This window comes from Pedobacter sp. 22226 (assembly GCF_052045455.1).
In the GTDB taxonomy this organism is placed as follows: domain Bacteria; phylum Bacteroidota; class Bacteroidia; order Sphingobacteriales; family Sphingobacteriaceae; genus Pedobacter; species Pedobacter jeongneungensis.
Map to the genome: position 1 here is coordinate 72,136 of NZ_JBQEPB010000012.1, position 16,031 is coordinate 88,166.

10 protein-coding genes are annotated in these 16,031 nt (G+C 40.0%); all 10 read right to left on the reverse strand.

Features of this window, described 5'->3' with window-relative positions:
* Positions 1-122: 122 nt before the first annotated feature.
* Positions 123-2,378 (reverse strand): DUF5703 domain-containing protein, encoded by a 2,256-nt coding sequence (locus ACTJKC_RS23420; protein ID WP_440796031.1) that lies wholly within the window; start codon positions 2,376-2,378, stop codon positions 123-125.
* Positions 2,379-2,649: 271 nt separating this feature from the next.
* Positions 2,650-4,077, reverse strand: coding sequence for a sialate O-acetylesterase (locus ACTJKC_RS23425; RefSeq protein WP_440795822.1), 1,428 nt, complete (start codon positions 4,075-4,077; stop codon positions 2,650-2,652).
* A 117-nt stretch (positions 4,078-4,194) separates the two neighbouring features.
* Entirely contained in the window at positions 4,195-6,258 is a 2,064-nt protein-coding gene (locus tag ACTJKC_RS23430) for an aceric acid hydrolase (RefSeq protein ID WP_440795824.1), read from the reverse strand.
* 24 nt (positions 6,259-6,282) lie between these two features.
* Positions 6,283-6,876, reverse strand: coding sequence for a hypothetical protein (locus ACTJKC_RS23435; RefSeq protein ID WP_440795826.1), 594 nt, complete (start codon positions 6,874-6,876; stop codon positions 6,283-6,285).
* 18 nt (positions 6,877-6,894) lie between these two features.
* Positions 6,895-10,299 (reverse strand): glycosyl hydrolase, encoded by a 3,405-nt coding sequence (locus ACTJKC_RS23440; RefSeq protein ID WP_440795828.1) that lies wholly within the window; start codon positions 10,297-10,299, stop codon positions 6,895-6,897.
* 58 nt (positions 10,300-10,357) lie between these two features.
* Positions 10,358-11,650: an L-fucose:H+ symporter permease gene (gene fucP, locus ACTJKC_RS23445; RefSeq protein WP_440795830.1), complete on the reverse strand. Its 1,293-nt coding sequence runs from the start codon at positions 11,648-11,650 to the stop codon at positions 10,358-10,360.
* Positions 11,651-11,727: 77 nt separating this feature from the next.
* Entirely contained in the window at positions 11,728-12,168 is a 441-nt protein-coding gene (locus tag ACTJKC_RS23450) for a MaoC/PaaZ C-terminal domain-containing protein (RefSeq protein ID WP_440795832.1), read from the reverse strand.
* Between the two features lie 121 nt (positions 12,169-12,289).
* Entirely contained in the window at positions 12,290-13,372 is a 1,083-nt protein-coding gene (locus ACTJKC_RS23455; protein ID WP_440795834.1) for a Gfo/Idh/MocA family protein, read from the reverse strand.
* A complete protein-coding gene (locus ACTJKC_RS23460; RefSeq protein ID WP_440795836.1) occupies positions 13,369-14,607 on the reverse strand; it encodes an extracellular solute-binding protein in 1,239 nt (412 codons plus the stop codon). Before ACTJKC_RS23460 ends, ACTJKC_RS23455 begins: the two co-directional genes overlap by 4 nt.
* Positions 14,600-15,763 (reverse strand): CaiB/BaiF CoA transferase family protein, encoded by a 1,164-nt coding sequence (locus ACTJKC_RS23465; protein WP_440796033.1) that lies wholly within the window; start codon positions 15,761-15,763, stop codon positions 14,600-14,602. Before ACTJKC_RS23465 ends, ACTJKC_RS23460 begins: the two co-directional genes overlap by 8 nt.
* Positions 15,764-16,031: the final 268 nt, after the last annotated feature.

Here is a 16,031-nt window from a genome sequence, read left to right on the forward strand (position 1 = left end):
TCACTTCATCATTCAAAATCCACTCATTCTATCATTTTTTTAGTTAGTGAATGATTGAGTTTTGAATGATTGAATGTTTAAGCGCTATGCAAGTTCTCTCATTAAGCCATTCAACCATCCAATCATTGAATCATTTTATTGATCACATCTTTCTTCCTCGATTCGGGGATAACTTTTAAATCTATTAATTTTCCATTTTTTAAAGTGCCTTCTACAGTGGTTTGATAAGGCGCGTAAAGTTTGAAATGCACATCCCAATCTTTAGGCCAGGCCGGGAACAGATAGATTTTTTTGCCATCTGCCTGCATCAGCATTTCCTGTAAACCGATCATCCCAGAACCGCCCCAGTTATGATCTGGCGTCCAGTCAAATCCCGGTCCCCAGAAAGCTGGAAATCTTCTTCCTGAATCTTTTAGCTTTGCAGTGGTTAATTTGGCTGCTTCACTGGTTAAACCTAACCTTGCTGCGAAAATATTATACTGTTTCCATCCTATATAACTGCGGAATTTAAGCACATCGGTGTCGTAATTATAAGTATTGATGGCGGTATCTAAACCAGGTTTTCCTATGCCGTAAATTCCCCATGGATAAACAGGATACAATTGAGGACTTTCTGTATTATTAATTCTTTCCCAAAGTTTTGCCGGAGCAATGGTGATATATCCATTGAATGACCTGAAATTAATGGATGGAATGGTTTTTAACATCGCGCTCCATTCTGTTTTTTGTTTTTCAGATACATTGGGAAGCTCCAGAAGCCTTTCCAAAACAGTTTTTAAAGCAGCAATGGTGGATGTTGAATTATATGCCATTTTATAGGTTTCTGCACCGGAACCCGGAAATAAAACCAAATGACCGTCAGCATCTAAAGCTTTTGCGCCCCGTTGTTTAGCTAAATAAGTGTAATGTTCTTTAAAAAAAGTTAAGGAGCTTTCAATCAGTGGCATATACTTTTCAATGTTTGCGCCATTATACCTTTCGGTTTCCAAAATCATGATGCAGAACTCTAAAACGGTATCCCATTCATATTCTAACCAAGCATTATATTCCATGCCTTTATTGAAATCTGCCGGGCGTTTCCAGCCATATTCAGCGGGATTGGGTAATCCAAAATTTTCTAGCTGTTCGGTAAAACTTGCACCATTGTGCCCCCAGGCAGATTGTGTTCTGATTTCCGCATTCTTTAATAAATTGAGGTAGAAATCGAATTGGGGCTTCATCATTTCAAAATCGCCGCTCTTTAACATTGGCCAATAAACCAAGCGCTGGTTTTGAGCCGTGTGTGTACCTCCTCCCCAATTTCTGAAATCAGGGGTATATTTTAATGCGGTATCAGTTAGTTGCGGATCGAAAGTGAATAAACCACCATTAAACTTTGTAGGATATTTTCCAAAAGCATTGCAGCCCAGCATGTACCTGAACAACTGATAATTTTTAGACGATTGATTGGCCAGTTCATCCTTCGAATTAATGAAAATGAAACTTCTTTTCCAGTAATCATTCCACCACTTTATGCTTGCTTTTTGGCTGTTTTTGTTGTTTATCGCTTTTAAATTTGTTTCCCAGTCCTGTATTGATCCGATCGTAGCCGTATTCAAAGTAATGGTGAGCTTTGTAGAGCTGGAAGGTTTTTTACTTTTTAAAGTCCAGGCTTTAAAAGGCGTACTTAAATAGATTCCATCATAATTTCCTGCCGGAATCATGTTGTTGCCTTGTATTGATCCCCCAAAAATCAGGTTATTTAAAGGATTGAATAATTTAGATTTTTCTGCCTCTAAATCCTGCTGTTTTACAGTTACATCGAACACGGTTTCGGGTTTATTCTGATGGTAAAACTGAACGGTGTTGTTTTTAAAAGCAATTTCATCTTTTAAAGTTTTTACAATCCCTTGTGGCGCCCATTTATAAGAATTCTGGTTATTTTCTTTGCCTTTGGTGATTCGGTCTTCAAAACGCCAGCTTTCGTAAGCGGCTTCTGTGGTGATTTTTTGGCTTGATTTAACCTCCAAATGTACAACAGGGTTAAAAACATCTACCCAAACCTTAATTTTGGTATTTAATTTCCCATTTGAGCCTGAAATTTGAGCATAATCGTCTTTTAAGATCAATTCTTGCTTAAATGTTTTTCCTTCGAAAGGGTTTGGGGTTAATTTGAGTTTTACACGGCCCAGTTTAAGTAAGGTATTGTTCTCATCGAAGGTGCCGCTTTTGGATAGATAAAGATAGATACTACCATTTTCAACCCAGAGGTTTAGGCCAATATCGCCACCACCTACAGGCATTGATTCTGATGAATTATGGCTTTGGGCTATCCACGTAATATTTTGTAGTTCTTTTTCTTGCGAAAAAGTATTCAGTGTGATGAAGCACAAAGACACAAAGAACACAAAGAAAAGGTTTAATGCTTTTGAGTATTTGTTTTTTGACCATATAAGACATATAAGTACATTTAAGCTCGCGGTGCCCATAGTTAGTTTCCTTTGTGTATTAATGGTAAATTTTTCAGTTTGCGTACCGTCTAACCACCTGAGAAACCTGAGCGGAACTGAGACATGTTTCAAAAATTTTGACCATATAAGACATATAAGAACATTTAAGTTCTTGAATAAAATACTTCGTGTGCTTAGTGTCTTTTTGGTTAAAATCATATTAATTCTCCCAATCATCAGTACGGAAAGAAGAAACCGGCAGTCCATCATTTCCAAATAAATCGCCGGTTACAAAATCCTTAAATGCATAACGCACAGCTACAGGATCTTTTACCTGATCTGCTGAAACGGTAATACTGCTTCCGGTTATGGTTGCTTTTGCAGGATAAAATTTATGATCTGCCCCTGCTACCTCGAATAAACTCAGGTCTTTCCCGAACGAAGTTAAGCCATTTGCCACATTTTGAAATTTTATAACTGCTCTATTTTTATCTATCGTGAAGGAATCATAAGTTGGGCTTAAGGCACCAAAACCTTTTATACCATACGTTTGGGCCAAAGCAAGATAAGCTAAACGGGTTCCTCCCTGTTTTTTATTTGCCGGATGGATCGATTTTTCTTCGCCGATATCCATTAAAACCGCCATACCCGAATTTGGGATTTTACTTAAAGATTTACGTTGTGCATCCCTTAAAAATGCCGAATTAAATTTTCCGCCAATGTGATAAGGTGGCAATTGTGCATAATTGTAAGGTGCGATTTGCGCGTAGAAAAATGGAAAAACGCCATTGTCCCAGTTTTTTCTCCATGAGGCCACCATTGCCGGAAATAAATCCTCGTAACGGTCAGGACGTTCGTAATTAGATTCGCCCTGGTACCAGATGGCTCCTTTAATGCCATAACCGATTACGGGATAAAGCATGCCATTGTATAAAGTAGTTGGCGTTCTGCTTACATCTTTTATGGTATCGGTTTTTGAAGGGATTTTAATTTCAGGAAATGTTTTTAAATCCTCCGGCGACATCCAGGCTTCTATTGTAGATCCGCCATAACTGTCGTTGATGATCCCGATGGGTACGTTTAACATTTCGCTCAATAATGAACCAAAATAGTAGGCAGTAGCACTAAAACCGGAAACAGTTTCCGGCGCTGCTAATTTCCATGGAGAAGGTTTGCTGTTTTCTTGTCGCTCAGTAACCGAAGAACGAGGAACGGTATAAAGCCTGATGTTTTTATTGGTTGATTTCAGAATTACCTCATTTGAACCGATTACAGGCTGACTTTTAAAACCTTTCATGGGCATTTCCATGTTTGATTGTCCGCCACAAAACCACACTTCTCCGATTAATATATCAGTTAAAACGAGTTTTTCTCCATCATTTAGTTCAATTTCGTACGGTCCGCCGGCAGTTGGTGTAGAAACTTTTACTTTCCATTTTCCGTTTTGGTCGGAAGTAACGGTATAATTCTGCTTATTCCAGGAGGTATTGATTTTTACTTTAGCGGATGGTTTGGCCCAACCCCAGATGGCCACGTTACTTTGTTGTTGTAAAACCATGTGATCGGTAAAAATGGAGGCAGGTTTAACGGTTGCTGAAGCGATGAGGCAACAGGTTAGGTTCAGGAATATGATGAGTTTTAGTTTCATTTTTTTTGTTCTTATAGTAATCGTCATCTCGACTGAAACGTAGTGAAATGGAGAGATCTAACTCGAGACAGATTTCTCGACTGCGCTGCACTTCGCTCGAAATGACGGGTATTTAAATTACCTACTCACAGGCAACCAAACCGACATTTCAGAATGGCCACGGTTTCCCCAGGCAAAATATGGCACCAGTTTTATTTCCGTTTCTGTGTTTTTATTGTCAATTGGCCTGTAGAGTACATTTTTCCAGTTATTCGGCTCCACTATTTTTGCATTTCCAACTAAACTCATCATTTCGGCTCCATCAATATTAATGGCTTTGGCTTCGAATTTGGTTGAAGTGGGTATAAAGGCATTAAAAATACTTTTATTAGGTAAATCTGTTGATTCTAGACAGTAAACAATCGGTCCGCGTTTTACCGCAATCTGATTTCTGTTTTCCTCTACTAATGGGTTAGCTTCAATCAACGTAGCCTCCATGGGAAGATTTAATTCTACCACATCACCCTTCTTCCAAATGCGGTTAATTTCTGCATAAGTGCCAGGAATGGCCTTAACATTTTCAATTTTTCCGTTGATGCTGATCTGTGCATCATGTGTCCATGATGGGATTCTTAAAAATAAGCAATAAGCTTTATTTCCTATTTCTTTAATGGTGATTTTGATCTTTCCATCCCAGGGATAATTCGTTTCCTGTGTTAATGAAATTTTCCTTTCATCAGTTAATGTAGTACTTAAGTTATTGCCACCATATAAATTAAAATAAAGACCTTTATCAGAAACACTATAAGCATAATCACTTACTTCGGCGATGGTTCTTACCACATTTGGCGGACAACAATTTGATAATGCAATGTAAGGAATACGATCTTTCGACCAGCGCTGTTTAAAAGGTAAATCATCTGATTGCGCCAGTGGATTGGTGTATAAAAAGTTCTTTCCATCCAGGCTGATTCCAGATAGAACGCTGTTGTGTAAAGCCAGTTCCATTACATCGGCATATTTTGCATCGCCCGTAATCTGTAACATCCGCCAGTTCCAGAGAACGTTACCGATATTGGCGCAGGTTTCGTTATGTGCTGTGAAATTTGGCAACTGAAAATCGCGACCAAAAGCCTGGTGGATTTTTTGTACATCAGCTGGATTATACGACGTTCCATCCGGCGAAGTGCCGTCATAAAGTGAACCACAGCCTCCGGTAATGTACATTTTATGCTGATTGACGTCATCCCACATTAAATTCAGGGTTTTTAAGAGTGAATCTTTGCCCGTTTCGGCATAAAGATCGGCTACACCGGCATACAGGTAATTTGCACGCACGGCATGCCCCATGGCCTTGGTTTGTTGTAAAAAAGGAATCCGGTCCTGGTTATCATCGGTACCATCATCAATTTTTCCCTTGATGGCGATTAAATGTTGAGCCAGTTCTAAATAACGTGGATCTTTTGTAGTACGGTACATTTCTACCACCCCCATATAATGCGAAGGACAAATGGCGTTTCTTGCCAATGTTGGCGAAGCTGATTTATAGAAATTATACAGGTAATCGGTTGCTTTTTTGGCGATGTTGAGCAGTGTTGTTTTTCCGGTTGCACGGTAATGGATACAGCCAGCCGTCATTAAATGGCCAATATTGTATGATTCGAAGCTCAACCGGTCCTGAAATTGATTTTTAGAGCCTGTTTTACGCTGTTCAATCATCGCTTTAGTGTAGATGTAGCCATCCTCTCTTTGCGATTTACCAATTACGGTAATGGCTTTATCCATCATTTCGTTCAGCTTCGGGTTTTTGGTTGAGGCATATAAAACCGCCACGGCTTCCAAAGTTTTGTAATAATCGCCGTCATGAAAAGAAGGCCCTGCGTGAGAACCTGTATCCAAACCTGCTGCAATTCTAAAATTCTCAAACGCATGACTGATTTTTGGATCGTTATAAATAGCCCACATATTCGGCACCATCGTTTCGGTTGCTACTTTAAAACGGTCGGCCCAAAAGCCTTTTGTCCAGGTTACATCCGTCATGTTGATGCTGTGCAGTTTAGCGTAGGGTGAATTTGAATTATTAACCAAAGCTTTATCCTGCTCTTTTGAGTTAAAGCTTATAAAAAGTATAACGCCAATAATCATCCGGACTCTTAAACTCTGAAACGCAAAAATATCGCTCTTATGAAGTAGTTTTATCATTATTTGTTCGTTTTACCTGAAATATTACCAATATAATTTATCACCAAAAGTGCTTAAATTCTGAAGCGTGGGTAAGGGTCTTATCATCATTTTCTTTGTTTTTTTCCTGGCAACTTTTCCAGGATCCAGTGATTCTAATGTTTCTGTTCTCGTGCCTGCCACAAGATCGAATACGGTTTCGGTTGTTGCGTTTTGCCCATCATACACTACGCTGGAGATTTTAATCAATTGGAAAATTCCGTTTTTATAAACGAATTTGTGTTCGTACCGAATATCATTTTTTTCAGCGCTCATTAATAAAAATCCTTTCTCAATAAAAAAATAAGGGATGCTATTTTTAGTATGTACACCGTTTACATATTGCGGTTCAATTACATCCGTTGAAGAGAAAACCAGTTTGTATTTCTTATTGGGCTGTAAAAAGAATATTTGAAGCCTTAAGGGGACGGATGCTGAAATCGTATCCATCGTAATTACCGTTTTATCAATTAAACCATCTTTATTCAAATCGCCCTTTTCTAGTCGGATCTGGACATTAAAATTATCCTTTACTTTCTTTTGTTGAGCGTAAGCAACAGTTTGAACCATAACCAGAAATAGTACAATTATTTTTTTCATTTAGTAAATATTAAATGCTCAATATTCTTCGGTTTGTATTACCACAGGACCTAATAATCCGGCAGGATTTAAAGCTTTACCTTCCAACCGGAAAGGTGCTGTGGTTTTCGTTAACCTTTTATCTTCAGGTAATTTGCTATCACCAATCAGTCGGTTTGCCCAGGTATTGGTGATTTCGATTTCGATTTGGTTATTACCTTGTTTTAATGCTTTTGTGATTTCCAAACGGTGCGGAGCAGTCCATAAAGTACCGCAGTTGATACCATTGATCTTAACTTCGGCAATGCTGGAGAATTCGCCTAAATCAATCCACATTTTATCATTTTTATTTCCTGTGAATTTGAAATTTTTAGTGTAAACAGCAGTTCCGGAATAATATTTAACCAAACTATCAGGATTTTTTGTCCAATCGGTTAAATCATTAAAAATGACCGGTTTTGAAGGCCCGGCATAAGTGGTATCGAATTTTGCCTGCCAGGTTTTTGAAATATCCTGAACGGTTTTAAAATTTGGCCAGTTGTTGCTGTTTTTAAATTGTGATTTAGATATCCGTTTTTCAAAAATGACAAATAATGATTCATTAGGAGCCATTTGTAAATTAATCATGGTATTGGTTTTATACATCGACCAATTTTTTAATTCAATAGTTTGGTCGGTTACAGCGTTATAAATAACAGGTTGCTTTCTGGAAACCCGAAACCAAATTCTTAAGTCTCTGGAGCTCGCTAGCTGATTTGATATGAAATAAATATCCTTTTCGGCAGATTTTCTATGAGTATATGTGAGTTTAGTCGCGTATTTTGCCTTTTGCTCAATGGCATAAAAATCACGTTGCACATTCATTTTTTCAAAACTATCACCATAATACGGTGCTTTAAAGATCACCCCTTTCCCTAAATCTTTGGTTTCTATAGGATGTATGTCATTATAAATCTCACTAAAACTCCCGCCCCATATTTCTTCAACAATTTTATTAAAATCAATTTCGTTAACCTGTTTTAAACCATTCTGGTACAGTGGTTTATCTCCAATGATTATTTTAGCGCCCGCTTTTATCAATGCTGAAAGTTTTTTAACGGTTTCATAGCTCATGTACTGGTAATTCGGGTTCATTTTCATGTTGCCAGGGAAAACCAGTATTTTATATGTCGCGCCGCTTTCGAAAACCACATTTCCGTCTTTAACTGTTGCTGTGTTTAATACATCGGGATTAAAGCTATCGTAAGCATAACCACGCAATGGATTTACCCAGTTTTCGGGATCGGCCATGTTTGCCGAATGGGTAACACCGGCAGGAATTTGACGCAATGGCTCGCCCACATTTGCCAAACGTTTCTTTTCAGCTTCTACTACCTCCTCACCAAAAATACCTGGCAGGGTTTCGACCAGGCGATCGGGCAAAACGGAACGTCTTGGTAATTCCTCGCCGGTAAAAACGGCAATATCTACAACGGGTTTTCCCTGTTGAAGTAGATTTTGAGTGCGTTCTGCATAGTCTATCCATGCTTTTCCGGCTTTCCACCAGGTTTGATCGCGCTGGAAATATAAACCCACACCATCCAAAGTCATTCCCGGTTTTCTATCTGTCCATGGATTGTGTGTAAACACGTGATAAACCAATTTATTGATGCCCAGCGCGTAGTTGCGGTCCTGCAGGGTTTTCATGTTCGCCGGGCTTTCGTTCCAATCCATCCTTACGGTGGTGAAAGCCTCGGCCTGGATGATATTTTTGCCATAAATATGTGCTCCCGAAATCGCATCAAGCATGTCGTTCGGTTTATCGTGTGTAGGACTGTTTAACCAGAACTCGCCCATGGGCACATCGACGGTTTTGTAATGCATTAAACCATCGCTCATCATGGTTGGCGCTATACTTTCGGCGGTAAAAGTAACCTCTTGCTCCTTTGCCAGTTTTGCCAGGGTTTTATAAAACTGATCGACAACCAGTTCTGAAATGGTTTTTCTAACATCGTAGAGAAAACTTTCAGAAACCGAGGTACTTTCTACAGGTAAGCCCGTCATTATTGGCAAATAAGGTGTTAAATCATAACCACGGCGCTTTAAAAACTCGGCTTTAAATACCGGCGACCAATTCTGACTGCCGCATTCCCAGCTATCTACATGAAAAATGCTTAAAACCTTCTTAACGATTTGCGGTCCGCCGTGTTTTAACGCTTCGCCATACCAATTGTTGAACTGTAATTTGACGGCTTCGGGATTAAATTTATCGCATTCTAAGCCCATTCCGCCCCCACCAGTTGCATTGGTATGTCCGGTTGAGGTGTGACCAACTCTTAAAATCGTCCAGTTGCCTTTTGGAGCTTTCCAGTTTAAGGTGCCATCAGGATTTAATTTATCTGTTAAGTTGAGGATCTTATTCAATGGTACGCAAAGGTTTTTAGCAATTTCAGCTTCTGTACTTCTTTTGCTGATTCGCCATACCGAGCCATTTTTTCCTTCGAATTGGTTAATTTGTGCTTCAGAGGATAGTTCGAGATTGGTCAGTTTTAAAGACGGTTTCCATTTTGCTGCATCCAAATCCTCTGAACCTGGTTCTGAACCTTTTTTATCGTAAATAAACCTGAAAAACCTGGCTGTAACGGGTAAAATGGAATGCGTAACATCTTCATCGGTATCCTGCCAGCCATGTCGCGGGGCTTCCAGTCTGCCGATTGCACGGAAAATCTTGCCATCATTGCTTACTTCGATGGCCAAACGTTGCGCCTGATAGTTATTTCCACTTACTCTAATGGTTATAGTTCTGCAGGTAAAGGGTTTTTCAAATTCGTATTCAATGTAACATGGCTCATTTGAACCAAAGTTTTTCTTATTTCCCGGTTGCACCAAGCCAGTGGCATCAGCACCATTACTGGCTGTAATTTTTGGAATTACGGTTCGTGTTGAAACGCCTTCACCAACAGGTGAGGGATAAGCGTAAACTGCAATATCTTTATAATAATTCTGTTTATATTCTGGTTGAGGTAAATAGATCTTATTATCTGTATTACTGATATTTATTTTAGACCAAACGACTTTTTGCATCGATAGTTCAGGCGTAACCCACGGACCACCGGCCAGGGCAAAACCATCACTTACATGCATACCCAATTTCAGGTTTAAGCGTTTGGCCTCGCTCATGGCAAACTCAACCATCTGCCACCATTCTGGCGTAAGCTGAACGGCAGGCGGTGAATAAACTGGTGTTTTATCAGATCCCTGAATGCTCATTAGATAAGCTCCTGCAATTCCGTTGGCCTTCATGGCTTCCAGATCGGCCGTTATGCCAGCTTTAGAAACTGCTCCTTTTACCCAATACCAAAATACCCAGGGTTTTGCATTTTCGTTTTCCTGCGCAGAAAGGCTTACTGAACAGTGAAGACTCAACAACAAAACAATCAATATTTTATTCAACCTATATTTCATTTTTTACTTTTTCTCTATTAGATTGCTTCGTCGTGCCTCCTCGCAATGATGTTAAATTTTATTTATGTGCGATTTTATAACCCCTTAAACTGAAATAAAGGATAACCAGGAAACATACCAGCGGAATGCTGTAGCCGATCTGGATATTATCGCCATACATATCGATCAAACTGCCCATTGCAAACGGTAAAATTGCACCACCTACGATGGACATAATTAACCATGATGAGCCTGGTTTCGTATCGTCACCAATGGCATCAATTCCCAGCGCAAAAATGGTTGGAAACATAATTGACATAAAAAATCCGATAGCGCCCAGGGCATAAACCACATAAGAACCTTTACCTAAAATGGCTACCAGACATAAAATGATTGATATCATAGCATACACTGCAAGCAGTTTATTTGATGATATAAACTGTAACAGCGCTGTGCCTGCGAAACGCCCTGCAGTGAATAAAAATCCATAAACAACCAGATAAGAGGCTGCCGTTTTCTCATCAAAACCTCCGCCCTGTTGCGCCATTCTGATAAAAAAACTCGTTACACAAACTTGTGCGCCTACGTAGAAAAACTGGGCCACAACTGCCCATTTCAAATGTTTGTGGCGTAATGCTCCAAAGAAACTTCCTTTTGCTTCACCATCAATGCTTTTAGTTTTAATTTCAGGAAGATGGATGAAGAAAAAGATTACTGCAATAACCAATAAAACTACGCCTAAAGTGATGTATGGTACCTTAACTGATGCCGCCTCTTCCAAAAAATATGTATTTCTGGCGGTATCGGTCATAGCGGCCAGTGCTTCTTTACTGTGCGATTTTCCTGAAAGGATAAATAGTCCGCCGATCATGGGAGCTACCATGGCAGCCAGGCCGTTAAAAGACGCGGCTAAATTTAGTCTGCTGGTTGCTTTTGCCGGATCGCCCAGCACTGCTGCATACGGGTTTGCAGATGTTTCGAGCATGGTTAAGCCACAACCAATGATAAATAAGGCAATTAAGAATGTGATGTAAGATAAACTGTTGGCTGCCGGTACAAATAAAAATGCTCCGCAGGCAAAAGCCAGTAAACCCGAAATCATAGTTGCTTTATAACCCCACTTTTTCAAAATCATGCCGGCAGGTATGGCCATTAAAAAATAGGCAAAGAAAACAGAAGTATCGATTAGCGTTGATTGCCGGTTATTCAGGTTGCAGGCTTTTTTAAGGTGCGGAATCAGGATGGAATCGAGGTTATGTGCCATTCCCCACAGAAAAAATAAGCTTATTACGAGTATAAATGGTAATAAATATTTTTTGCCTGAGGATGGATTTCCGTTAGTTACAATTTCTGACGATGTGTTGTGGTTCATTATATTTGGTTTTTTTCTTTGTCTTAAATGGCAAAAAAGATTGCCGCGTCGTTCCTCCTCGCAATGACGGATTTGTTTTATTTTTTCTTTACAACCAGCAGGTGGTCGCAGACCAATACTACTTCTCCATGTTGATTGATGATTTCTACATGCTCGGTTACAGTACCGTATTCGGGTCTTTTGCTCTCCCCTTTTTCTGAAATGATGATTTCGGAGTGGATGGTATCGCCAATGAAAACCGGTTTTACAAAACGTAATTTATCGTAACCTTTACTCATGGCTTCCGGATTAATTTCTGATGCGGTTAAGCCGATACCAATACTAAAAATCATGGTGCCATGGGCAATACGTTGTTTAAATGGCTGTGTAGCACACCATTCGGCATCCATGTGGTGAGGGAAAAAATCGCCGGTGTGACCTGCGTGCACTACAAAATCAGTTTCTGTTATGGTGCGGCCCAGGGTTATACGTTTATCCTGTAACTGGTAATCTTCAAAAAATGTTGATTTGAAATACATATGTTCTTTCTATACTATACCGTCATTGCGAGTTTTCGATTTTTCGTCGAAACGAAGCAATCTTTAATGCAAAACAGATTGTTTCGGCTCGCTCATTCCCTGCCTCGCAATGACGATTTAATTAATTTTTTAACTGCTCTTTAACCTTCACTCCTCCAATATCGCTCGATTGGTATGCGCTCTCTACCACAGCCATGGTTTGGATTACATCTTCTACACTGGTGTGCAACACATCTGTAGAACCTTCATTATAGCGCATTAAATTGGCCATGGTACCAATAAATGCCTCGGGGAACCATGATCCGTCGAGTTGAACGCGTTGCCACTCTGGTGTTTTTCCATTTTCTACGATGCAATATTCAAACACATCGGGCACACCATGTGGATAATCCATCAGTAAACCGATTTTTGCTACAATTGCGCCTTTGGTTCCTTCCCATTTGATATAACTTTCCTGATGGTTGGGACCAAAATCGTGATCGTGGTTGGTGTTGATTACCGCATGCATGGTATCGCCATAATCGAATAATATCGTAGAACGAGATGAAGACAGGCTTTTGGCGGGATGTTTTAAGGTTTTAGCCAGAATACTTTCAGGATTTCCCAAAAAAGAACGGATCAGGTCGACATAATGAATGCTATGGTACTGAATTTCCAGGCGGGGATGGATAATTACGTGCGGAAAAATTTCCCAGGGTGTTTTTATGGTTACCCGAACTTCCATATCATATAATTCGCCGATTAAACCTTGATCGATCAGGTATTTTGCTGCGCTTACAAATGGCGCAAAACGCAGCTGAAAGTTAATTGCTGCTTTAAAGTTTTTAGCCCTGCATAATTCGAGGATTTCTTTTGCCTGCCTAAAATCATCACCCATTGGTTTCTGGATCAACACGGCACTTCCATCAGGTAGTTGCTGTAGGGTTTCGATATATTGTTCGGGCATGATCGTTAAATCGTAAACTGCATTCAGCGGAGCCAGTTTCACTGCTTCAGCCACCGAATTGTACACATTTGGGATTCCAAAAGTATCAGCCAGTTTCTGCGCTCTTTCTTTAGTCCGGTTTACAATGCCATGTACTTCAAAACCAGCAATTTTATAAGCCGGAAGATGTGCATCGGCTACTATTCCGCCTGCACCGATAATGATAATGGGCTGTTTGGTTTGCGGTAGCTCGGGTTTATATTTGATATCAATACTCATTTGTCGATTTCATTAATCTGGTTCTGTGCCAGGTGAATAAGTTCTTCGGTTGAAGCATCGGTGTTGATGGCCTGCAAAACCATCTGGTCGATTATGGCCGCAATTGCAGCCCAGTTTTGTTTCTGTGGCAACATATTTGCCACTTCATGCAATTGTTCCAGTTTATGGTAATAAGGGATAATTGAGTTGATTTCTTCATCTTTCCAGGTCGAAATGCGGCAACCGATTCCACCTTCCAAAGTAAGCTGTTTGTCTTGCTCAGGCTCCAGTGCAAAACGGAGAAAATCGTAGGCAATGGCTTTATTTTTACTTCCATTGGCAATGGTGTACAGCCAATAAACATTTAATGATGCTGAATTTGAACCGGGAGCTGCCGGCAAGAGTTCAACATCAATTTTACCCTTTACTTTCGAATTTGGATCAACTTCGCACATGGCGGCAAAACCAAACCAGTTGATCATCATGGCTGCTTCACCCTGCGAGAAGGCAATTCCGGCACCAACTGATTCGAATTCTGCCGATTTTGGATGAACAGCAGTTTTATCGTTCACCATTTTGCGGTAGAAATTTAAACCATCAATTGCAGCCTGGGTATCGATCCGGATAAAACCGTTTTTATCTACTAAAGCTCCTCCCCTTGTCCACAACTGCAGGCAAAAATCGAAAACGGTATTATGGCCGTCGGGATAGCAGGCGAAAATACTGCCATACAAATTTTCTTCCGGGCGGTTAAAAAAACGGGCAACCTGATGAAAATCATCCCAGTTTTTGGGTACTGTTAAGGTTTTACCAAATTGGGCTAAATAATTTGCTTTTTCAGTTTCGTTTTCAAATAAATCCTTTCTGTAAATGAAACATTCGGGACCATCGTGAAAGGGTAAGCCAACTACTTCCCAGCCAAAACGCTGCAAACCCAGCAGTGATTTACTCCAGCCTTTGGGAAAATTGCCGGGTTTATTTTTGTTGATATAAGGATTTAAAATTTCGAAATCATTATTGGCGTAACCTTCTAAAATCCAGTCGGTACTGATGTGCGCAATATCAAAATCGCCATTTGCCAAACCTTTTTTTGTAATGGTACTATCGTAAAGTTCGTGCAAATCCATTACCACCATTTCCAGCTTTAATGAACAGCCTGAAATGGCACAATATTGCTCCCAGAATTTCTGCATGGCAGCTTCAAACGGCGCAAATTTGCGTACGGCTATTTTAAAAGTGTTTATTTGGTTATGCATTTGCAGTGGTGTGCTGTGTTATAAATTCTTTGATAATTTTTTCATTATCCTGACCTAATTTTGGCGAACCTTTTGGTGAAGTGAGGATTTCGCCATCAATACGGATCGGGCACCTGGTGGTCTCATATTTGTATCCGTCAACCATTTCCACTTTCTGAACCATATTTAATACCTTAAAACCGTCGTGTGCCATCAGGGCATTCCAGTTTAGCACATCAGCGCACCAGATATCGGCCGGTTCTAAAACAGAAAGCCATTTTTCGGTTGTTGCCGATAAAAGATGATCAGCCAAAACGGCTTTAATTTCATCACGCTTATCAAATGCCTCACTTTGTTCAATATAATCCTCTAATTTCTCGCAGCCAAGCAAATTGCCAAGTTCTGGAATGGAAGCCATCGCCAGGGCTAAATATCCGTTTTCTGTTTGATAAATACCATACGGAGCGCCTAAATATGCGTTTGCATTGTTCTTTTTCGAACGCTCGGGCAAGCTACCGCCATCATTCATAAAAGTAGTAATGGTTTCGAACTGGAAGTCATAAGCTGATTCCATCATGCTGATCTGCACAAAACCACCTTCGTTTTTAATGGCTTTACGGTATAAACAAGCCAGGATTCCCTGCGCGAGGTGTGCACCTGCCAGCATATCAACAATGGATAAACCCATTGCTACAGGGCCACTACCGGCATTTCCGGTTAAAGAAGTTAAGCCGGTTACGGATTGTAAAAGCAAATCCTGACCTGGTTTATTCTTCCACTCGCCCTCAGTTCCGTAACCCGAAATTTCGCCATATACAATGGTGGGGTTTAAAGCAATAACCGATTGATAATCGAAACCTAAACGTTCCATTACGCCAGGGCGGAAGTTATGGATCATGACATCTGCTTTTTTGAGCAGCTCACGCACCATTTCGCAATCTTCTTCACTTTTTAAATCAACTTCAAAGCTCTCTTTATTTCGGTTAATGGCATGAAAAACGGACGATTCGCCATTCATAATCAGGTTTGAGGTATAAAGCGTGCGACAAATATCGCCTACGCCCAAACGCTCAATTTTGATTACGCGTGCGCCCATGTCGGCCAGGCGTAAACCCGCCGATGGCCCCGAAAGGAACTGGCTGAAATCGATAACTAAATAATCTTCAAGCGGTAGCATCATTTTATTCTTTTAAATCGTCACTTTAATAAACGCGATCGTAATCTCGACCGTAGTGGAGAGATCTGTTAATTTTTTCTCTATAGATTTCTCCATTTCACTGCGTTTCAGTCGAAATGACGAAATTTTATTTTTTTAATTCTTCACCAAGCATTGCTGTCATTTCCACCGTAGTGTAGAGATCTGTTAAATTTTTTCTCTATAGATTTCTCCGTTTCACTGCGTTTCAGTCAACATGACGAATTGTTTTTAAACAAATTTATTTTTT